The 20,180-nt window shown below is 61.7% G+C and carries 22 protein-coding genes and 1 pseudogene; 10 read left to right on the top strand and 13 right to left on the bottom strand.

What is annotated here, in order from left to right; translation table 11 throughout:
• Window positions 1-191: 191 nt before the first annotated feature.
• Window positions 192-1,463 carry a beta-ketoacyl-ACP synthase II gene (gene fabF, locus PMM47T1_RS15915; RefSeq protein ID WP_008370643.1) on the top strand — a complete coding sequence of 424 codons (1,272 nt, stop codon included), beginning with the start codon at window positions 192-194 and terminating at the stop codon, window positions 1,461-1,463.
• Between the two features lie 121 nt (window positions 1,464-1,584).
• Here the strand turns inward: fabF and PMM47T1_RS15910 are convergent, their stop codons facing one another.
• The gene (locus tag PMM47T1_RS15910) at window positions 1,585-2,163 is read right to left on the bottom strand and encodes a TetR/AcrR family transcriptional regulator (RefSeq protein ID WP_008370640.1); all 579 of its coding nucleotides are present in this window, start codon (window positions 2,161-2,163) and stop codon (window positions 1,585-1,587) included.
• A 337-nt stretch (window positions 2,164-2,500) separates the two neighbouring features.
• Between PMM47T1_RS15910 and PMM47T1_RS15905 the strand changes: the two genes are divergently transcribed.
• Complete coding sequence (locus tag PMM47T1_RS15905; protein WP_008370638.1) at window positions 2,501-2,785, top strand: hypothetical protein; 285 nt, start codon at window positions 2,501-2,503, stop codon at window positions 2,783-2,785.
• Window positions 2,786-2,891: 106 nt separating this feature from the next.
• On the opposite strand, the gene PMM47T1_RS29145 is transcribed toward PMM47T1_RS15905, so the two are convergent.
• Entirely contained in the window at window positions 2,892-3,059 is a 168-nt protein-coding gene (locus PMM47T1_RS29145; protein ID WP_008370636.1) for a DUF2897 family protein, read from the bottom strand.
• Between the two features lie 109 nt (window positions 3,060-3,168).
• On the bottom strand, window positions 3,169-4,533 hold the full coding sequence (eat, locus tag PMM47T1_RS15900; protein WP_008370634.1) for an ethanolamine permease: 1,365 nt from the start codon (window positions 4,531-4,533) through the stop codon (window positions 3,169-3,171).
• Window positions 4,534-4,825: 292 nt separating this feature from the next.
• Between eat and PMM47T1_RS15895 the strand changes: the two genes are divergently transcribed.
• A complete protein-coding gene (locus PMM47T1_RS15895) occupies window positions 4,826-5,446 on the top strand; it encodes a 3'-5' exonuclease (RefSeq protein ID WP_008370632.1) in 621 nt (206 codons plus the stop codon).
• 177 nt (window positions 5,447-5,623) lie between these two features.
• Here the strand turns inward: PMM47T1_RS15895 and PMM47T1_RS15890 are convergent, their stop codons facing one another.
• Together PMM47T1_RS15890 and PMM47T1_RS15885 are read right to left on the bottom strand one after the other, a co-directional pair.
• On the bottom strand, window positions 5,624-6,706 hold the full coding sequence (locus PMM47T1_RS15890; RefSeq protein WP_008370631.1) for a nucleotidyl transferase AbiEii/AbiGii toxin family protein: 1,083 nt from the start codon (window positions 6,704-6,706) through the stop codon (window positions 5,624-5,626).
• Window positions 6,675-7,094, bottom strand: a complete 420-nt coding sequence (locus tag PMM47T1_RS15885) for a DUF6088 family protein (protein WP_008370630.1) — start codon at window positions 7,092-7,094, stop codon at window positions 6,675-6,677. Before PMM47T1_RS15885 ends, PMM47T1_RS15890 begins: the two co-directional genes overlap by 32 nt.
• A gap of 290 nt (window positions 7,095-7,384) precedes the next feature.
• On the opposite strand from PMM47T1_RS15885, the gene pyrF reads away from it, so the two are divergent.
• The gene (pyrF, locus tag PMM47T1_RS15880) at window positions 7,385-8,086 is read left to right on the top strand and encodes an orotidine-5'-phosphate decarboxylase (protein ID WP_008370629.1); all 702 of its coding nucleotides are present in this window, start codon (window positions 7,385-7,387) and stop codon (window positions 8,084-8,086) included.
• Window positions 8,087-8,231: 145 nt separating this feature from the next.
• On the opposite strand, the gene PMM47T1_RS15875 is transcribed toward pyrF, so the two are convergent.
• Complete coding sequence (locus tag PMM47T1_RS15875) at window positions 8,232-9,233, bottom strand: NADP-dependent oxidoreductase (protein ID WP_008370628.1); 1,002 nt, start codon at window positions 9,231-9,233, stop codon at window positions 8,232-8,234.
• 174 nt (window positions 9,234-9,407) lie between these two features.
• On the opposite strand from PMM47T1_RS15875, the gene PMM47T1_RS15870 reads away from it, so the two are divergent.
• The 4 genes and pseudogenes from PMM47T1_RS15870 (at window position 9,408) to PMM47T1_RS15860 (ending at window position 13,746) form a co-directional block, all read left to right on the top strand.
• Window positions 9,408-10,169 carry an SDR family oxidoreductase gene (locus tag PMM47T1_RS15870; RefSeq protein ID WP_008370627.1) on the top strand — a complete coding sequence of 254 codons (762 nt, stop codon included), beginning with the start codon at window positions 9,408-9,410 and terminating at the stop codon, window positions 10,167-10,169.
• A 166-nt stretch (window positions 10,170-10,335) separates the two neighbouring features.
• Window positions 10,336-11,409: pseudogene (locus PMM47T1_RS30900) on the top strand (HAMP domain-containing protein); the annotation flags it as partial.
• Complete coding sequence (locus PMM47T1_RS30895) at window positions 11,398-12,270, top strand: methyl-accepting chemotaxis protein (RefSeq protein WP_443216099.1); 873 nt, start codon at window positions 11,398-11,400, stop codon at window positions 12,268-12,270. The pseudogene PMM47T1_RS30900 and the gene PMM47T1_RS30895, both read left to right, overlap by 12 nt.
• Before the next feature lie 105 nt (window positions 12,271-12,375).
• Window positions 12,376-13,746 (top strand): delta-60 repeat domain-containing protein, encoded by a 1,371-nt coding sequence (locus PMM47T1_RS15860; protein WP_008370624.1) that lies wholly within the window; start codon window positions 12,376-12,378, stop codon window positions 13,744-13,746.
• A 148-nt stretch (window positions 13,747-13,894) separates the two neighbouring features.
• On the opposite strand, the gene PMM47T1_RS15855 is transcribed toward PMM47T1_RS15860, so the two are convergent.
• Together PMM47T1_RS15855 and PMM47T1_RS15850 are read right to left on the bottom strand one after the other, a co-directional pair.
• Window positions 13,895-15,085 carry a benzoate/H(+) symporter BenE family transporter gene (locus tag PMM47T1_RS15855; RefSeq protein ID WP_008370622.1) on the bottom strand — a complete coding sequence of 397 codons (1,191 nt, stop codon included), beginning with the start codon at window positions 15,083-15,085 and terminating at the stop codon, window positions 13,895-13,897.
• A gap of 127 nt (window positions 15,086-15,212) precedes the next feature.
• Window positions 15,213-15,647: a MarR family winged helix-turn-helix transcriptional regulator gene (locus PMM47T1_RS15850; protein ID WP_043301142.1), complete on the bottom strand. Its 435-nt coding sequence runs from the start codon at window positions 15,645-15,647 to the stop codon at window positions 15,213-15,215.
• 81 nt (window positions 15,648-15,728) lie between these two features.
• On the opposite strand from PMM47T1_RS15850, the gene PMM47T1_RS15845 reads away from it, so the two are divergent.
• Complete coding sequence (locus PMM47T1_RS15845) at window positions 15,729-16,898, top strand: aminotransferase-like domain-containing protein (RefSeq protein WP_008370618.1); 1,170 nt, start codon at window positions 15,729-15,731, stop codon at window positions 16,896-16,898.
• A gap of 11 nt (window positions 16,899-16,909) precedes the next feature.
• Window positions 16,910-17,512: a glutathione S-transferase family protein gene (locus PMM47T1_RS15840; protein ID WP_008370616.1), complete on the top strand. Its 603-nt coding sequence runs from the start codon at window positions 16,910-16,912 to the stop codon at window positions 17,510-17,512.
• A 14-nt stretch (window positions 17,513-17,526) separates the two neighbouring features.
• Here the strand turns inward: PMM47T1_RS15840 and PMM47T1_RS15835 are convergent, their stop codons facing one another.
• The 5 genes from PMM47T1_RS15835 to PMM47T1_RS15815 all read right to left on the bottom strand — a co-directional run bounded on the left by PMM47T1_RS15835 (window position 17,527) and on the right by PMM47T1_RS15815 (window position 20,168).
• Entirely contained in the window at window positions 17,527-17,892 is a 366-nt protein-coding gene (locus PMM47T1_RS15835; protein WP_008370614.1) for a glutathione S-transferase N-terminal domain-containing protein, read from the bottom strand.
• A 16-nt stretch (window positions 17,893-17,908) separates the two neighbouring features.
• The gene (folE, locus tag PMM47T1_RS15830; protein ID WP_008370613.1) at window positions 17,909-18,454 is read right to left on the bottom strand and encodes a GTP cyclohydrolase I FolE; all 546 of its coding nucleotides are present in this window, start codon (window positions 18,452-18,454) and stop codon (window positions 17,909-17,911) included.
• Window positions 18,455-18,524: 70 nt separating this feature from the next.
• The gene (locus tag PMM47T1_RS15825) at window positions 18,525-19,082 is read right to left on the bottom strand and encodes a Smr/MutS family protein (protein ID WP_008370612.1); all 558 of its coding nucleotides are present in this window, start codon (window positions 19,080-19,082) and stop codon (window positions 18,525-18,527) included.
• A 35-nt stretch (window positions 19,083-19,117) separates the two neighbouring features.
• Complete coding sequence (locus tag PMM47T1_RS15820; RefSeq protein ID WP_008370611.1) at window positions 19,118-19,438, bottom strand: hypothetical protein; 321 nt, start codon at window positions 19,436-19,438, stop codon at window positions 19,118-19,120.
• 139 nt (window positions 19,439-19,577) lie between these two features.
• Window positions 19,578-20,168, bottom strand: a complete 591-nt coding sequence (locus PMM47T1_RS15815; RefSeq protein ID WP_008370609.1) for a cysteine hydrolase family protein — start codon at window positions 20,166-20,168, stop codon at window positions 19,578-19,580.
• Window positions 20,169-20,180 lie beyond the last annotated feature (12 nt).

The following is a 20,180-nucleotide window of genomic DNA, read 5'->3' as shown; positions in this document are numbered from 1 at the left end:
TACATTGTCTATTGCTAATGATTTGACGTCAATTGGCCATCATCTTGGGCGTTGGTTGTATTTACGGGTTTGTCTCAAACCATTTGCTTTTTAAGATGATGGGCGTAATCCTATAGGGGTGGAATTATGGCCGACATATATCGGTTGCCTCAGGCGCCGTAGCCGTCAACAGTTACAAAGAAGGATCAATCATGAACAACCGCAGAATCGTTATCACCGGCATGGGCCTGGTGTCCCCCTTGGGCACGGGCGTGGAAGCCGTATGGCGGCGTCTGCTGGCCGGCCAGTCGGGCCTGCGTGAATTGCCGCAGGCCGTGGTGGCGGACCTGCCCGCTCACGTCGGCGGTGTGGTGCCCACCCTTGAGGAAGACGCCGAGGCGGGTTTCGATCCCGACTTCGCCGCGCCGCCCAAGGAGCAGAAGAAAATGGACCGCTTCATCCTCTTCGCCCTGGCTGCCGCCCGCGAAGCGCTGACCCAGGCGGGTTGGGCGCCGAGTGATGAGCAGGCGCGTGAGCGCACGGCTACCGTGATCGGGTCGGGCATTGGCGGTTTCGGCACCATTGCCGAGGCCGTGCGTACCACCGACAGCCGCGGGCCGCGCAAGCTGTCGCCGTTCACTATTCCCGCGTTCCTGGTGAACCTGGCGGCCGGGCATATTTCTATCCAGCATGGTTTCAAGGGCCCGCTGGGCGCGCCGGTTACCGCCTGCGCCGCCGGGGTGCAGGCCATTGGCGATGCGGCGCGGATGATTCGTGCCGGTGAGGTGGACATTGCCGTGTGTGGCGGTGCTGAAGCGGCCATTGACCGGGTCAGCCTGGGCGGCTTTGCTGCGGCGCGGGCGCTGTCCGGCGGTTTCAATGACACGCCGACCCGGGCCTCGCGGCCGTTCGATCGCGATCGCGATGGTTTTGTGATGGGCGAGGGCGCGGGTGTACTGGTGATTGAGACGCTTGAGCACGCGTTGGCTCGTGGTGCTACGCCGCTGGCCGAGTTGGTGGGGTATGGCACCAGTGCCGATGCTTATCATCTGACCGCTGGCCCCGAAGACGGCAGTGGTGCGCGGCGGGCCATGGTGCAGGCGCTGACCCAGGCAGACGTTGCGCCTGGGCAGGTGCAGCACCTCAATGCCCACGCCACCTCCACGCCGGTGGGCGACAAGGGTGAGCTGGCGGCGATTCGTTCGGTGTTTGGCGCGGGCGAGGGGCCGGCGATTACCTCGACCAAGTCCGCCACGGGCCATTTGCTGGGGGCGGCGGGCGGCCTTGAGGCGATCTTCACGGTGCTGGCGTTGCGCGATCAGGTAGCGCCGGCAACCTTGAACCTGGAAAACCCTGACGAGGCGGCCGAAGGGCTGGATCTGGTCCGTGGTGAGGCGCGGCCCATGGCCATGGAATACGCCTTGTCCAATGGCTTCGGCTTTGGCGGGGTGAATGCCAGCGTGTTGTTCAAGCGCTGGGGGTGATTGTTAACGCTCAGGCGGCCCTGTTCTGAGGTGTGGGGGCAGACTTGCCAGCGAGCGTTCAGGGCCTCACAGCTCGCTGGCAAGCCAGCTCCCACAGGGGTTTATTGGCCTGGGGGATTCATCATGGTAACGCTTGGCAGGCCCCGTCGGCTTGCAGCTTGAGCGCTTTGCGGGCGGTATCCAGGATGCGCAGTGACAATTGCGGATCTTCTACGCTGCGCGACAGCATCAGCGCCCCTACCAGGGTGGACAACATCACCACCGCCTGCTCGTCGGCATCCTCTGCACTTAACGTCGCGGCAATGCGCCCGAGGCGATCTTCCACGCCGCGGTCGATGATGGCGCTGGGTTGGCCGCGCTGGCCCAGTTCGGCGGCCATGGTGGGCAATGGGCAGCCTTTTTCCGGGCTGTCGCGGTGGGTGGGGCTGAGGTAGGTGTCGATGAAGCTGTGCAGGGGCTTTTGCTTGGCAAAGGCCTTTTCGCACACCTCGGTCAGTTCATCGGTGGCCGCCTGCAGGGCGGTCTCCACCAGCTCATCCTTGGATTTGAAGTGCGCGTAGAAGCCGCCGTGGGTCAGGCCCAGGGCTTTCATCAACGGCTGCAGGCCGGTGGCGCCAATCCCGTCCCGGCGAAAGCGCGCGGCGGCTTCCTTGACGATGCGGTCGTGGGTCTGGGCTTTGTGGTCTGCGGAATAACGCACGGGCGATGCCCTCCGGGGCGGTGCATGGGATGGTGAGCATCATTTTAACAGATTGTAATGAGTGATGCGGGGTGTCGGGGTTGTTGGTGGGGGAAGGGAGCACTATAGTGCGCGGGTCATCTGGATGGATGACCGGCTTTGACAGGCTGAATACATAGACGCACTTGCCATTCACGTACGCTGACGCTATGCGCCTGCGCGCGTGTTATGGCGGCTGTGCGCGGGGCATCTACGGGTGCGCCGGGTTCCTATGTCTCGGTCTGTCAACCCGCGTACAGCTGCCACCCAATCCTGTTTGACAGGGCGGTGGATTGAACTTACATAGGAGATTCACTCAATGGACTACAAAACGCCTTCAACCCGCTATATCCCTCTCAGCAACACCTGCACCCAGCTTCCGGTCGTCCTGATCGACAGCAAAGCCCCGCTCAAAGACCTTCACGCTTTCGCCGACCTGCGCTTTCGTCAGGCCACCGCCTTCCTGGACAGCCTTGCCCACATGCGCCCCGGCGATGTAGACGATCGCGACCTGAGTGCCATGGCAAGCCAGGCCTATGCGTTGATGCAGGAGGGGTGTGATGTGAATCAGGTGATAGAGCGGCGGTTGGCTGAATCCTGTTGATGACCGATTCGATGAGCCCGTCTCACGCCCTGTAGCAGCGGCACAAGGCTGCGTCTTGCGACGCAGCAGCGGCTACGAGATCGGCGGGGGCAGCCGCGCCAAAGGATTACCGATTCTGCGCATCCTTGGCATCGGCGGCCGCATTACGCTCGGCCACTTTGCGCCGCTGTTCATCGGTCAGTTCCACCTTGTCGGCGCTGTCGCGCAGCATCATCAGGCCGCCGACGATCGAGCCTATTGCCACTACCAATATCAACCAGGCGTACCAGGGCATGGCCACTTCTCCTTGAGCACCGAGCTCGCCGCCAGGCTGGCGGCGAAAGACAGGCTTGTACCCCATTGGAGCTCAAGCGCTCGGCAGTGGTTCCATTATAGGGCGTTGCCTACAGCCCTGTGAGCATGGCGTCGGCAGGGGCGCTGGCGCGGGCGGCACCGGTGAGCAGGAAGTACACGAAGCCCACCAGCATGAACGCCAGGAAGATCAGGCCGATCAGGGCGTTGAACCAGGCCATGGCCACCAGGCACACCACCGCCAGCACCAGGGCTATGCCGGGCACGATGGGGTAGCCGGGGGCGCGGAAGGTGCGTTCCAGGTTGGGTTCGCTGCGGCGCAGTTTGAACAGGCTGAGCATGCTCATGATGTACATGACGATGGCGCCAAACACCGCCATGGTGATCATGGCGGCCGTGAGGCTCATGCCCCCCAGGTTGATCAGGCCGTCGCTGTAGATGGCCGCGATGCCCACCACGCCGCCAGCGATGATGGCCCGGTGCGGGGTGTGGAAGCGCGACAGTTTGGCCAGGCTTTTGGGCAGGTAGCCGGCGCGGGCCAGGGCGAAGCACTGCCGCGAGTAGCCCAGGATAATGCCGTGGAAGCTGGCCACCAGGCCGAACAGGCCTATCCACACCAGCATGTGCAACCAGCCGGACCCGGCGCCCACCACGGTTTTCATGGCCTGGGGCAGTGGGTCGTTGATATTGGCCAGGGCGCGCCAGTCCCCCACGCCGCCGGCAAACACCATGACACCCAGGGCCAGCATGACCAGGGTGAGGATGCCGCTGATGTAGGCCTTGGGGATGGTGCGTTTGGGGTCCTTGGCTTCTTCGGCGGCCATGGCCGCGCCTTCAATGGCCAGGAAAAACCAGATGGCGAAGGGGATGGCCGCGAACATGCCGCTGACGGCGCTCATGCTGAATGTGGCGTCGCCGGCCCAGCCGTTGGCCACGAAGTTGGTCACGCTGAAGCCGGGGGCCACCACGCCCATGAATACCAGCAACTCGATCACCGCCAAAATGCACACCACCAGTTCAAAGGTGGCCGCCAATTGCACGCCCAGGATGTTCAGTGCCATGAACACGATGTAGGCACCCAGCGCCGCGTGGCGCGGGTCCAGGGCCGGCCATTGCACGTTCAGGTAGGCGCCGATGGCCAGGGCAATGGCGGGCGGGGCGAAGACGAACTCGATCAGCGTGGCCAGGCCGGCGATCAGGCCGCCCTTCTCACCGAAGGCGCGACGGCTGTAGGCAAAGGGGCCGCCAGCGTGGGGAATGGCCGTGGTCAGTTCGGTGAAACTGAAGATGAAGCAGGTGTACAGGGTGGCCACCATCAACGACGTCACCAGGAATCCGAGGGTGCCTGCCACCCCCCAGCCATAACTCCAGCCAAAATATTCCCCGGAAATCACCAGCCCTACCGCGATGCCCCACAGGTGCAGCGTGCCCAGCGTGGGCTTGAGTTGCGTAGTCATGACGGCTCCCTCGTGTGGAATTGGAACGTTCGTGCTGTTTTGTGTGCAGTGGGCGTGCCAGGTGGGGATTGGGGGTCGTAATGGTGGGAATGGGGTCGTTGTTGGGGATGTGATGGGTTTTTGGCAGGCTGCACGTGCCTTTTTCTGGGGCATCGGCGGCGCCTGGTTCGCGGACGCGCTCCGCTGTCGAGATGGGTCGTCCGGTGGACAACCTGCAGTGGCATCGGATAATTTTCTAGATGGCCAATGAGAAGCTGGCCATCATTCTTCAATTCAAAGATTAGAGCTGAGCATGGTACCTGTTCGTAAGCCCCAGCATTTAGGCGCCCTAAGGGATATTTTGAGCCCTTACCGATACCTACTATGCGTCGATCTTGAGGCTACCTGTGATGAGGACGCCAAGCCCGGAGAGCCACCATGTCAGTTGATCGTGCAACGCGAGGATATGGAAACCATTGAGATCGGCTTGGCGGTGATCGATCTGTCATCGCTGAAAGTGGTCGACCAATTTCAGAGCTTTGTCCGACCTACCCTGCATCCGGTGCTCACCGATTTTTGTCGAGCGTTAACGACCATCAAGCAGAGCGACGTGGACGCAGCACCTGATTACGTCTGGGTTGCCCAGATGCTTGATGCATTCCTCGTGGACTATCCCAACTCGATGTGGTGTTCGTGGGGCGATTACGACTTCAAGCAGCTCCAGCAAGATGCCTCACGCTTAAATTGCAGGCCAATGCTCGACGGGATGCGTCACACGAATTTGAAGAAATGGCATTGGAAGGTTTACGACTGCCGCGCGCTCGGCCTGCAGCCTGCAGTGGAAATGCTAGGGATGGAGTGGGAGGGCACTTACCACCGTGGCATAGATGACGCGCGCAATGTCGCTAGTGTGGCAATCCACATGCTTGGTTGATGAGATTGCTGGTGGGAGAAATGCTCAACTGGCCCTTTGTAAACGGCTAGGGCCGGCGCGGGATGACTCAGAACCGCTTTCCGCCCGATACGTGAGCCGTGAGCCGCTGTGCATCAACGCGTACCTAGCTCGCACCAGGTACGCTTAGCGATAACTCAGCTGGACTGGCTTGGGACCCTAAGCAACAACCTTAACGCTCGTCTCAACGCCAGCTGTAACGCGATCCAGCAAATGTCGTGCAACATCGGCGAAAGCGGCGAAGCAGGTTTCGTAGTCAGGTTTCTCGTGCGCGTAAAGCAGGGGCATAAGACGCTGCTCGAAATTAGCCTTCAAGCCCTCATGGGTGGCGGCAACCTCAAGGGTTTGTCGCAAGACCCCGAACGGATCCGCTCCAAATTCAGGGTGCTGCCTGCCGAACTCAGCGACGTCCTTGGCCACCGACGATGCGAACACACCTGCAGCAGGCTCTATCGCTTCAGGGTGGCTGGTCGCGATACGCCACACATCGTACACATGGCGAACCAGCGCGGTGTCGAACTCGCCGACCTGGCGCCCATCCCAGCAACTGGCACTGCGCCGCAACAGTGAAAGCACTTTTTCGGCGAGGGTTTCCGCGACGGTGATGCACTGCATGGAGAACAAGAAAGGGTTGTTGCTCCCGCTCAGTTGTTCCAGCATATAGCCCAGGTTCTGCGTCTGCGAGGGGATCATGGGTGGCCGACAAACGAGCTCGATCTTCAGCTGCGAGCGCAGAGTACCGGTCGCATCGTGAAAGTGCGCTGCATACGATACCAACAGGCAGTAGTAGCGATGAGTGTCCCTGCGAGTCGGATTACCCGCGTCTACAACCCAATGAAAATCAAGCCCTGCCAAGGCCTCCTCTACCGCTGCATGCAGCGCTTTCAGGCGGCTACGATCGCCCAGATCTTTTGGAAAAGCATAGCCTTCAGGCGGCGCATCCAACTCGACTTTGATGTCGATGTCTTCAGACATCCGCTCGATAAGACCGTAGGCCTTCGAAAGGCAGGTGCCTCCGGCGAAAACCATTCGCGTTGCCACGTTGACCGTTGCGGGCTGGGAATCACCCTTTTTCCGGTTTAACTGGGAGGCGACGTGGGTGACTCGAATTTGTGAAAGGGCATGAAGGGCATCAGTGATGTGCTGGTCTTTCTCTGCGACGGCAGCTGGCATGCTTTTCAGAATGCCAGCCGTAGACGCATCTTCAATGTTAACCCGCAGCTGCTCTGGAAGAGTTTTCATAGACGACAGTGTTGTTTCCTACAATCACTTTACGGGAAATACGTCGGCTCCCAGTGTTGACGACCGTGCCCATAGGGATCTGAGTCGATTTACCGCTGTTGTACTCGGCAACAAGGGTGCTGGGGGCAATCGAAATTTTCAGCTTGCGGAAAAGCTCAGCTGCGATCATTTCCAACGTGCCTGCGGGCGTTGGTTTGCCCGTGTACTGGTTGATGCGAGCTTTCGCAAACGCACCTTTACTGACGCGCACGAGGATGCCCTTCTCCACAAATCGAGCCAAAACACGGCCCACCTGGGAATCACTACCCATGCTTGTAAAATCTGAGCGCAACACGACGATGCTCGTGCGCAGCTTGATCGAACGGCTCATGCGGTCTTCGAGTTTCATATATCAGCTCTCCTAAGACAGGCTGCTTACCTTAAGGTCACTATAGGCCTTAACCGCAGATTCGACCAGTGAAAACAAGGCTTTCACCTGGCAAAACCTGCGCACCCATGCGTGAGAATTTAACTCAAAATTGTGGCGAGAGATAATGGCGTGGCATGCAGCAGTCGCTCCGCACCTACCGGTGTACGCTGACCCGTAGGTGCGGGTCGTGTCCGCGAACCAGGCGCCACCACACCCTAAAATCCGCTACAATACGCGCCGATTTCGACTTGCCCCCTGAGAGCCCGCCCATGTCCGCTTGCCAGACTCCTATCATCGTCGCCCTGGATTTCCCTACCCGCGACGCCGCCCTGAAACTGGCCGACCAGTTGGACCCCAAACTGTGCCGCGTCAAGGTAGGCAAGGAGCTGTTCACCAGCAGCGCGTCGGGCATCGTCGAAACCCTGAATGACAAGGGCTTCGAAGTGTTCCTGGACCTGAAATTCCACGACATCCCCAACACCACCGCCATGGCGGTGAAAGCGGCGGCCGAGATGGGCGTGTGGATGGTGAACGTGCACTGCTCGGGCGGCCTGCGCATGATGGCGGCTTGCCGTGAGGTGCTGGACCAGCGCACCGGTGCCAAGCCGCTGCTGATTGGCGTGACCGTGCTGACCAGCATGGAGCGCGAAGACCTGGCCGCCATTGGCCTGGACATCGAGCCCCAAGAGCAAGTGCTGCGCCTGGCCGGCCTGGCCGCCAAGGCCGGCATGGATGGCTTGGTGTGTTCGGCCCTGGAAGCGCAGGCGCTGAAGGCGGCGCACCCGTCGCTGCAACTGGTGACCCCGGGTATCCGCCCGGCCGGCAGCGCCCAGGACGACCAGCGCCGTATCCTCACCCCACGCCAGGCCCTGGATGCCGGTTCCGACTACCTGGTGATCGGCCGCCCGATCAGCCAGGCGAAAGACCCGGCCCAGGCGCTGGCTGACGTTGTGGCACAACTCAACGCCTGATTCCCACTGCACGGCCGGAACGGTCTTCTGTGGGAGTGGGCTCTGCCCACGAAAAGGCTATCGCGTGGCGTCAGAGATTACGCAGTGGTCTTTTCGCGGGTAGAACCCGCTCCCACAGGGTCGCGACCTGCCAGCGGCTACACGGTTAGACTTTTAGCACTAACTTGCCGACATTCTCCCCGCTGAACAGCTTCTGCAGCGTCTCCGGAAACGTTTCCAGCCCTTCCACCACGTGCTCCTTGCTCTTGAGTTGCCCCTTGGCCAACCAGCCGGCGATTTCCTGCCCGGCCGCGGCGAAGTTGGCGGCGTGGTCCATCACCACGAAACCTTCCATGCGCGCGCGGTTCACCAGCAGTGACAGGTAGTTGGCCGGGCCTTTTATGCCCGTCTTGCTGTTGTATTGGCTGATGGCCCCGCAAATCACCACGCGCGCATGGGGCGCCAGGCGGCTGAGCACGGCGTCGAGGATATCGCCGCCCACGTTGTCGAAATACACGTCCACGCCTTTGGGGCATTCGCGCTTGAGGCCCGCCATCACGTCTTCGTTTTTGTAGTCGATCACGCCGTCAAAGCCCAGCTCGTCCACCAGCAACTGACATTTGTCCTTGCCGCCGGCAATGCCGATTACCCGGCAGCCCTTGATCTTGGCTATTTGCCCGGCCACGCTGCCCACCGCGCCAGCCGCACCGGAGATCACCACGGTGTCACCGGCCTTCGGCGCGCCGGTGTCCAGCAAGGCGAAATAGGCAGTCATGCCGGTCATGCCCAGGGCAGACAGGTACAAAGGCAGGGGCGCCAGTGTCGGGTCGATCTTGTAGAAGCCCTTGGGCTCGCCCTGGAAGAAGTCCTGCACGCCTACGGCGCCGTTGACGTAGTCGCCCACGGCGAAGCCGGGGTTTTTCGATTCCACCACCTTGCCCACGCCCAGCGCACGCATCACTTCACCCAGGCCCACCGGTGGAATGTAGGACTTGCCCTCGTTCATCCAGCCGCGCATGGCCGGGTCCAGGGACAGGTATTGGTTGTGCACTCGGATTTGGCCATCGCCCAGCTCGGGCAGGGGCACGCTCTGGAAGGTGAAGTCGTCGCGGCTGGCCGCGCCGTTGGGCCGGCGGGCCAGCAGGAATTGGCGGTTGGTGTCGGTCATGGCAGTTACTCGCAAGGGGTGACAGTGGACTGTTGATAGGCCTCTACGTGGGCGCATGCAAGCGTAACGGCTGCGCCGAATACGGCGCGATACAGGGTGCCTATAGTGATGCGTGGGCGCGAGCCGCTTTAGCTAAGCTGCGGGTATCACTTTTTTCGCGCAGGGGTTCAACGCATGGGCTTGGTATTTTCCGGACAAGTGGCACTGGTGACCGGCGGCGGGGCGGGCATTGGCCGCGCCACGGCATTGGCGTTCGCCGCCGAGGGCCTGAAGGTGATTGTGGTGGACCTGGACGCCAGTGGCGGCGAAGGCACCGTGGCGCAGATTCACGATGCCGGTGGGCAGGCGCAGTTCCTGCGCTGCGACGTGACCGTGGAAGCCCAGGTACACGCCATGATGGCCCAGGCGGTAGCCTGTTACGGCCGTGTTGATTATGCGTTCAACAACGCCGGCATCGAGATTGAGAACAGCAAGCTGGCCGAAGGCACCGAAGCGCAGTTCGACGCCATCATGGGCGTGAACGTCAAGGGCGTGTGGCTGTGCATGAAGCACCAGTTACCGGTGATGCTGGCCCAGGGCGGCGGTGCCATCGTCAACACCGCGTCGGTGGCGGGCGTGGGCGCAGCGCCGAAGATGAGCATTTACGCGGCGTCCAAGCACGCGGTGATCGGCCTCACGCAGTCGGCGGCCATCGAATACGCCAAGAAGCACATCCGCGTGAACGCCGTGTGCCCGGCGGTGATCGATACCGACATGTTCCGCCGCGCTTATGAAGCCGACCCGCGCAAGGGCGAATTCGCCGCGGCCATGCACCCGGTAGGGCGCGTGGGCAAGGTGGAGGAAGTGGCCAGTGCGGTGCTGTACCTGTGCAGCGATGGCGCAGCGTTCACCACGGGCCACTCCCTGCTGGTAGACGGCGGCGCTACTGCCATCTAGCCATTAACTATCGTCCTGTAGCAGGCAGGGTAGGCAGGGTAAACCGGCGTTGGCATTGCTGATTGCGACATCGGTATAGCTTTTTGCCATTATTCCGACGTCAGGATCTTGTGCCTCACCCCCCGCCATTGCCACTCTCCGGGTATCGACCTTGGGAGCGCACGCAATGAAATCGGCCAGCAGTGGACGTTTTGCCAACCTGGGCATGGCGAAAAAGATGGGCCTGGGGTTCGCCCTGGTGCTGTCGTTGACCGTGCTGGTGGCCGTGATAGGCGTGTGGTCGCTGACCAGCATCAGCCATCGTTTCGACACCCTCAAGCACATGTCGGCCCTCAACAGCAGCCTGCTGCGGGTGCGTTTGCTGGAACAGGATTTCGCCCTGCACTGCGACCCCAAGACCGCCGACCAACTGCGCAAGGGGGTCGATGCCCTGGCCGCCCAGGCCGGGGCCGTCGAAGGCGTGCAGCAGGCCCTGACGGCGTACCGCAAGGCCTTCGATCAGTTCGTGGAAATCAGCCAGGCCAAGGACCTGGCGCTGGACATGGCCAGCTGGTCGGTGAGCACCGTGGCCAACAACCTGGACGTGTTGCAGGCCGGGCTGTCGGACGACGGCACCTACGCGCTCAAGGACTCCAAGGGCGAGAAGGGCAGCGAGTTCATCACCCAGGCCAACGAGGTGGCCCAGGTGGCCCGCCTGATGCTGCAGGCCATGGACGTGGCCCGCGTGCGCCTGGACCAGAGCCGCAAAGGCGTGGAAGACGACGGCAGCGCCGGCAAGATCGAACAGGCCGCCGATGCCCTCAAGCAGGCCAATGCCCTGAAGACCGAAGTGCAGGACGCCGGGTACCAGACGGTGCTCAATGAAGTGAGCGATCACATTGCCAGTTTCAGCGACAAGCTGGGTGAATACACCGACCTGCTGGTGAAGGAGAAACAGGTGTATGCCCAGCTCAAGGCGCGCGCCGACGAGGTGGTGAGCCGTGTCGACCAGGCCGCAGCGGCCCAGGATCAAGCCATGCAGGCCGAACTGAAGAAAAACGCCGTGCTGATCATGGGCTCGTCGTTGTTGGCCTTGCTGGTGGGCATTCTCGCGGCCTGGGGCATCACCCGTTTGGTTGTGCAGCCCCTGCGCCGAGTGATTGGCCGGGCCCAGCAGATTGCCGCCGGCGACCTCAGCGGCAGCATCGAGGTGGACCGCCGCGACGAGATTGGCCAGCTTCTGACGGCCATGCAGCAGATGGGTGCCGGGCTGAGCGGCATTGTCAGCGGCTTGCAGGCCGGCATCGAACAGTTATCCACGTCGGCGCATTCATTGTCGGCGGTCACCGAGCAAACCAACCTGGAAGTCAGCAGCCAGCAACAGGAAACTGAACAGGTGGCCACGGCCATGAACCAGATGACCGCTACGGTACATGACGTGGCGCGCAACGCCGAGCAGGCGGCATTGGCCGCCCAGTCGGCCGACACCAAGGTGGACAGTGGTCAGCAAGTGGTGCGCCAGAGCATGCAACGCATCGAGCAACTGGCCGGCGCCGCCGACTCGGCCAGCCAGAGCATCGTGCGGCTGAGCGACGAAATCCAGAACATCAACAGCGTGGTGGCGGTGATCAAGAGCGTAGCCGAACAGACCAACCTGCTGGCACTCAACGCCGCCATCGAAGCCGCGCGGGCCGGTGAGCAGGGCCGCGGCTTTGCCGTGGTGGCTGACGAGGTGCGGGCGCTGGCCAAGCGCACCCAGCAGTCCACCGCCGAGATCGAACGGCTGGTCAGCACCCTGCGGGCCAGTGCCGAGGCGTCGGTGGCGCAAATCCAGAACAGTGGGGAACTGGTCAAACTGGCGGTTACTGATGCGTTGCAGACCGAAAGCGCCCTGGGCAGCATTGCCAGCGCGGTGTCGCAGATTCAGCAAATGAACCAGCAGATTGCCGCGGCGGCCGAGCAGCAAAGCTCGGTGGCCGAGGAGATCAACCGCAGCGTCACCAGCATCCGCGCCAGCGCCGATCAGTCGGCGGTGGCCATGCGTGGCAATGCGGCTTCCAGCATTGAGTTGGCGCAGTTGGGCACCGAGTTGCGGGGGATGGTGGGGCATTTTCGTTTGTAATTCACATTCTCGTGCTCGGGTGTCAGTTTCACCACTGTCAGAGTTGCCAGTTGTAGAAAGCTATCCACGGCCCTCCAATAGGTGCTCATTACTGGAGACACCGAGATGAGCACAACAGGCAATATTAACGCGGGGCAACTCGATCCTGCATTTGGCCATCTGGGTCGGTTGAATTTGCCGGATGCATTTTCAGGCGGAGTTACCAGCGTGTTGGCAGGTCCGGAGGGAACGTTTTTTGTTGCAGGAACGTCTGTCCATCGAAATGAAAGCGGGGACGTCATTGCGACGGAGTACGTAATTGCCAAATTTTCCGGCGATGGTGTTCTCGATACCCGCTTCGGTGTGGGGGGGGTGTTAGTTGGCAATTTTGCCCCGGGTACAAATGAGGCTAATTACGCAACACTTTTCAAGCAAGGCGATCATCTGCTGGTGTCCGGCAAAGAAGGATATAACAAGGGTGTCGCGTTCGCCGCTGCACGGCTAACGTTGCAAGGTCAACTGGACAAGAGCTTTGGAAACAATGGGGTGTGCCTGTTCCAGCTTGAAGACATCGTGGGGGAAACCAAAGCTGAGTTGCACTTTAATGTAATGTCAGCAATGGCTGACGATGGAAAAATTCTGCTTGCTGCCGGTCTGTATTATCCTGATGGCGCTTACCACCCCATTGTCGTGCGGTTGACGGCCGATGGCGCATTGGATCGGTCCTGGGACGGTAGAGGCTACAAAGTTATCGTGGTAGAGCAGCCTGGCGCACTGTTCAGCCGGCTCTACGGCCTTCATGCAGACGGGCAAAAAATTATCGTAAGCGCCAATTATGATACGCCGCCCAACGCAACGAGCGATAAGAATTACATGGCGCGCTTCGAGGCGGATGGCTCCATCGACCGATCATTTGGTGTGGAGGGGTTATTTCTGTTTCCACCGGTGCCCGAGCGCGTCAGTTCGATTGGCGTTGATGGCGAATGTTTCCCATTTTCGGCCAAGTCCGAAGTTGCCGATGATAAGGTTTGGCCTTTGCTGAGAATTGTGTCCTCCGGAACGACGGGAGCCGCTCCCCATTATCTAGCAACAGGTACGAAGTTTCGGGAGGATCCGCGAACATGGGCTGGTATAGTTATCGGGTTGGATGAGGACGGTCAATACGATAGGTATTTTAATGATGGTAAGGCCGTGATCGTGGACCCGGATGCTGAGGGGGCCTATATCAATCAATGTGTTGTGCAAACGGGTAGCGATACTTTCATTATAGCCGTGGGGTCGCGGGATACGGGTACGCTTATCTCGCGCTATACGCCTGACGGCAAACTGGATCGGGCGTTCGGTAATGAAGGTTATGTCATTCTGGTAAGAAATGGAGCATACCTTCCGATCCTTACGACCTTCCCGGCCATCATCAGTACCCCGAGTTACCAGCGTCTTCTCATCAACTTTTGGGACGAGAAAGGCAGACTAGTGATTGAGGCTTATACGGTGTAGCGCTAGTGTGGGAGCTGGTTTGCCAGCGAGCTTTTCGGGCCTCAAAAGCTCGCTGGCAAGCCAGCTCCCACGGTATACCACGCACGCCACCCATTTCGTACAGAGCCTAAGTAAGGCTATCGCAGCCGTGCTGCGGCAGCCTGATGCTTCACCCCTTGCGCCAGTTCAGGATCAACAACGTCAACACCCCCGCCACAATCCCCCAGAACGCCGACCCCACCGAGAACAACGTGAAGCCCGACGCCGTGACCATGAAGGTGATCAGCGCCGCCTCACGCTCCTTGGGCTCGTTCATGGCGATGCTCAGGCCGTTGATGATCGACCCAAACAGCGCCAGCGCGGCAATCGACAGCACCAGTTCCTTGGGCAACGCGGCAAACAGCGCCGCCAGGGTGGCGCCGAACACGCCGGCGATGCCGTAGAAAATCCCGCACCACACCGCGGCGGTGTAGCGCTTGCTCGGGTCTTCATGGGCGTGCGGCCCGGTGCAGATGGCAGCACTGATGGCGGCCAGGTTGATGCCGTGGGAACCGAACGGCGCCAGCAGCAGCGAAGCGAAGCCGGTGACCGAGATCAGCGGCGACGCCGGTACCGGGTAACCGTCGGCGCGCAGCACGGCGATACCGGGCATGTTCTGCGAGGTCATGGCCACCACGAACAGCGGGATGCCGATGCTGATGGTGGCCGCCAGCGAGAACGACGGCGTGGTCCATACTGGCGTGGCCACCTCCAGGTGGAACTGGCTGAAGTCCAGCAGGCCCATGAACCCGGACAGCAGGGTACCCAGCACCAGGGCCGAGAGCACGGCGTAACGCGGCGATACCCGTTTAACTAGCAGGTAGGTGAAGAACATGCCCAGCACCAGCAGGGTTCGGTGCTGGGCAGCGACGAAGATCTCGCTGCCAATTTTGAACAGGATGCCGGCCAGCAGGGCGGCAGCCAGCGAGGAGGGCAGGCGCTTGACCAGTTTCTCGAAACTGCCGGTGAGCCCGCAGATCAGCACCAGCACGGCGCAGGTGATGTAGGCGCCGATGGCCTCGCTGTAGTTGACATGGCCCAGGCTGGTAATCAGCAACGCTGCCCCAGGCGTTGACCAGGCGACGGTGATGGGCGTGCGGTAGCGCAGGGACAGGCCGATGCTGCACACCGCCATGCCGATCGACAGCGCCCAGATCCACGATGAAATCTGCGCAGTGGTGAGGCCCGCAGCCTGGCCGGCCTGGAACATCAACACCAGCGAGCTGGTGTAGCCGGTCATCATGGCGATGAACCCGGCCACCACGGCGGAGGGGGACGTGTCGGCCAGCGGGCGCAGGTGCGCAGGGGAGGCGTCGGTCATGCTGCAAATCCTTGAGCGGGTGAGGGCAGGTGTGCAAGCCTAAACCCGCGCTCGTGGATGATTGCAATACAGCGACCGTAACATTTGGCCATACAGTGCACGAAAAGGTCCGCAGCACCTTCCCGGTTTATAACGTGTTACCCAACGCCGCATTCACTGCCAACCACCCATCCACCGCCGGCGCCCCCGCTTCGGCAAACACCCGCTGCAGCAGTTTCACCTGCTCCTTGCGCAACGACTCCTCAAACCGCACCCCCTCGGCCGTGAGCCCCAGCAAGCGCTTGCGCTTGTCACTGGCCGGCGCGGTGCTGGTCACCAGTTGCATTTCCACCAGCTGGCGCAGCGGCATGTTCAGCGCCTGCTTGCTCACCCCCAGCTTTTCCAGCAGTTCGCTCATGCCGATGTTCGGGTAGCGAGCAATGAAAAACACGATGCGCTGGTGCACCCGGCTCAGGCCTCGGCGCGCGAGCATTTCGTCGGCCTTGGCGGTGAAGGCCTGGTAGCCATAGAAAAACGCTTCCATGGCGGTTTGTTGCGTGGCGGTATTTTTAAGGTCAAGCATATTGACGTATCCGGGCTCGGCGTCGTAATTTCGGTCAAGCAGTTTGACGTATTTCCCGATGACTTCGCCAGCGGTGGTCCCATGGCTTTCTCAGAACGTGTCACACGCCTCAAAAGTTCGTTGATCCGTGAAATTCTCGCCGCGGCCCAGCGCCCGGAAGTCATGTCGTTCGCCGGTGGCCTGCCTGCCGAGGCCATGTTGCCGGCGTTGGACTGGGCTGGCATGCCCACCAGCATGGGCCAGTACGGCACCAGTGAAGGCGAGCCGGCGCTGCGCGAGTTGTTGGCCGCCGAAGCCCGGGCGCTGGGCATCGCCTGCCAGGCCAGCCAGGTGCTGGTGCTGAGCGGTTCGCAGCAGGCGCTGGACCTGGCCACCAAGCTGTACATCGACAAAGGCACCGAAGTCATCGTCGAGGGCCCCACCTACCTGGCCGCCCTGCAGACCTTCCAGTTGTTCGGCGCCGAGTGCCTGAGTGTGCCGCTGGGCGCTGACGGGCCGCACATCGACGCACTGCGCGCGCGCCTTGAGCAGCATGCGCCGGCCTTCGTTTACCTGATACCCACCTTCCAGAACCCGTCGGGCGTGCGTTACAGCGAGGCGGCCCGGGCGCGGGTTGCCGCGCTGCTGGACGAATTCGGGGTGACGCTGATCGAGGATGAGCCCTACCGTGAACTGACCTACGACGGTGGCATGGCCGCGCCCATTGCCGGGCGCCTGCGCAAGGCCAGCTGGGTCTACACCGGTACCGTGTCCAAGACCTTGCTGCCGGGCCTGCGGGTGGGCTACTTGATTGCCAGCCCCGACCTGTTCGCGCACCTGTTGCGGCTCAAACAGGCCGCCGACCTGCACACCAACCGTGTGGGCCAGTGGCAGGCCATGCAGTGGCTAGGCACGGAAAAATACCGTCAGCACCTGGGCGAGCTGCGCGGGTTCTATCGTGAGCGTCGGGACGCCATGCAACAGGCCCTTGAGCAGCATTTGGGCGACCTGGCCGATTGGCATGTGCCCCAGGGCGGCCTATTCTTCTGGCTGACCTTGAAACAGCCGATCGACACCCGCACCTTAGTGGCTGCGGCCATGGCCCAGGATGTCGCCTTCATGCCGGGTGAGCCGTTTTTTGCGGACCCGGACGCCAACCCGGGTTGCCTGCGGTTGAATTTCAGTCACGTTGCCCCGCACCGCCTGCAAGAAGGGGTGTTGCGGTTGGCTCATGTTATCCGTCAGGCTCAGGCCGCTCAGGCAGCGGCGTAAGGAGAGGCTTTATGTACAAGGTTTACGGCGACTATCGCTCGGGCAACTGCTACAAGGTCAAGCTGATGTTGAACCTGCTGGGCGTGCCCTACGAGTGGGTGGACATCGACATTCTGGGCGGTGACACGCAAACCCCCGAGTTCCTGGCCAAGAACCCCAACGGCAAGATCCCGGTGCTGGAGCTTGAGGACGGTACCTGCCTGTGGGAGTCCAACGCGATTCTCAACTTCCTCGCCGACGGCACCTCGTTCCTGCCCGCCGAACCACGCCTGCGCACCCAGGTGCTGCAATGGCAGTTCTTTGAGCAGTACAGCCATGAGCCCTACATTGCCGTGGCGCGTTTCATCCAGCTGTACCTGGGTATGCCCCAGGACCGCTTGAAGGAATATGAAGACTGCCAAGTGCGCGGCAAGAAGGCGCTGCGGGTGATGGAGCGGCAGTTGCAACTGACGCCGTTTCTGGTGGGCGAGCAGTATTCGATCGCCGACATCGCACTGTATGCCTACACCCACGTGGCCCATGAGGGCGGCTTCGACCTGGCGGCGTACCCGGGCATAGAGGCATGGATCAAGCGTGTCGAGGCGCAGCCCGGGCATGTGACCATGCTGGGCTGACCTGTAGGAGGGGCTTAGGCGAAGCGTTGCTGCAGGTAGGCGATAATGGCCTTGGATTCGTACATCCAGGTGGTCTGGCCATTTTCCTCGATGCGCAGGCACGGCACCTTGATACGGCCGCCTTCGGCCAGCAGGGTCTGGCGGTGCTGCTCATCGTTCTTCGCGTCGCGCAGGGCAACCGGCACGTTGAGCTGGTGCAGCGTGCGCCGGGTTTTCACGCAGAACGGGCAGGCGTGGAACTGATACAGGCTGAGGTTGGCGGCCTGGCTGTCCACGGCGGCCTGGGCGGCGGCACTGCGCTTGCGCTTGGGGCCGCGCGTCAGCAGGTCACCGATGACAATGACCTGACCCAGGCCTACGCGCAAAGCTTTCATCAACATGGAGGCTACCTTCCGATCATTTGATCAGGCTGAGGAATTCGCTGCGGGTGGCGGCGTTTTCACGGAATTCGCCCAGCATCACCGAGGTGATCATGGACGAGTTCTGCTTTTCCACGCCGCGCATCATCATGCACATGTGCTTGGCCTCGATGACCACGGCAACGCCCAGGGCGCCGGTGACCTGCTGGATCGCGTCGGCGATCTGGCGGCTGAGGTTTTCCTGGATCTGCAGGCGACGGGCGTACATGTCGACGATACGCGCTACCTTGGACAGCCCCAACACCTTGCCGCTGGGAATGTAGGCCACGTGGGCCTTGCCGATGAACGGCAGCAGGTGGTGTTCGCACAGCGAGTACAACTCGATGTCCTTGACCAGTACCATTTCGCTGTTGTCGGAGCTGAAGAGGGCACCGTTGGTGACTTCTTCCAGGGTTTGTTCATAACCGCGGCAAAGGTACTGCATGGCTTTGGCGGCACGCTTGGGGGTGTCGAGCAGGCCTTCGCGGGATACGTCCTCGCCGAGTTTGCCGAGAATCGCGGTGTAGTGCTGTTCCAGGGACATGGATCTACCTGTGGGAATTTTCGCAAACGCGAAGGGTACGGCCACGGCCGCGTCGCTGCAAGCGCAAGCTTTACTCGTCACGCCCTTCAAGCATGGTGCGCTTGAGCATCACGTACACGGCGCCAGCGCCTCCGTGGCGGGGTTGGCAGGAGGTAAAGCCCAGCACGTGGGCATGTTGTCGCAGCCAGGTGTTGACGTGGCTTTTGATCATGGGGCGCTTGCCGTCCAGGCGCACGGCCTTGCCGTGGGTGACGCGCACGCAGCGAATTTCGAACTTCACGGCCTCGGCCAGGAACGACCACAGGGTTTCGCGGGCCTTCTCCACGCTCATGCCGTGCAGGTCCAGGCTGCCTTCGAAGGGGATCTGGCCAACCTTGAGCTTGCGCATCTGGCTTTCCTGCACGCCGTCGCGGGCCCAGTGCAGGTCGTCTTCGGGGCCCACGTCAATGACGAACTGGTCGGACAGGCCATCGACGGTGGTGGCGTCCTGGCGCACGGTCGCGGCCTGGCGCAGGGTGGCCAGGTTTTTGCGATCTGCCTTGGGTTTGCCTGTGTCGGCGCGGTCATGCTTGATCGGCTTTACGCCGTGCATTTGGCTTGCGAACAGGGAAAAATCGTCGTCTTGCATGTCAGCCTCCACTACGGAGGCCTAGTTTACGCGAGTCAATCGTGTTTTTTCATCAGGTGTGGCGCCAGGTTCAGTTCGCGATTGCGCAGCCGGCGCAGGCGGCACACCCGCCACAGGCGCACGCCCAGGTAAAGAACCACCACACCGAACACCACCAACAGGGCGGCGCCGGTCTTGCTGGCGTTTAAGTCGCCCAGGGCGGGCGGGTGGCCCAGCAGGCTGGCGGCACCGGCCATGGCCAGCAGTACCCCCAGGGCTGCCAGCAGTGCAGCAAAGGCCTGGCCCAGGCGGGTGCCCCAGCTGCGTTGGCCGCGTGGACGCAGGCGGCGAGCGTCAAAACCATCGGATAACTTCATTCCGATTTCCTCAGTGAATATCGGGCCTTCGACTCGCCTGGGGCGTCGGGGTTCCGACACACGGAGCAATTAGAGAAAATGAGTGCTTTTATCGGATGGGCGGCCGCGAAACGGGCCGCCTGATCGGCGCGGCGGCGGGTTAGACCAGGTCGTCGGTCTGGGCCACGCAGGCAAAGTTGTCGTTCATGGTGGCCATGCCCACCTGCTTGACGGTGGCGGCCGGTACCACGCCGTCCTTGTAGGGCAGGTCGCGGGTGGCGCAGGCGTCTTCCACCAGGGTGCTGCGGTAGCCGTAGTCCTTGGCGGCGCGCACGGTGGTGCTGATGCTGGAGTGGGTCATGAAGCCGCAGACGATCAGGTCGATGGGGCCTTTTTCCTGCAGCGTCTGGTGCAACGGGGTGTTGTTGAACGCGTTGGGCATGTTCTTTTCGATGATGGGCTCGTCACCCACCGGCTCCAGCCCCGGAATGAACTTGCCGCGGTCGCCCTGGGGGTCGAACAGGCCACCCACGGTGCCCAGGTGACGCACGTGCACGATGGGGCGGTGTGCGGCGCGCGCAGCCTTGAGCAGGCGGGCTATGTTGGCCACGGCCTCGTCAATGCCAACCAGGGCCAGGGGGCCTTTGAGGTATTCGCGCTGGGCATCGATGATCACAAGGCTGGCACGGCTGAGATCGGCAGGGGGATGGCCGCGGCCAGTCAATTGGAACATCGTCTTTGTATCGGACATCGGGGGCTCCTT

It is taken from the genome of Pseudomonas sp. M47T1, from assembly GCF_000263855.1.
Taxonomy (GTDB): domain Bacteria; phylum Pseudomonadota; class Gammaproteobacteria; order Pseudomonadales; family Pseudomonadaceae; genus Aquipseudomonas.
The sequence above is the reverse complement of the archived record's forward strand: the minus strand, read 5'-3'. Positions and strand labels throughout refer to the sequence as shown.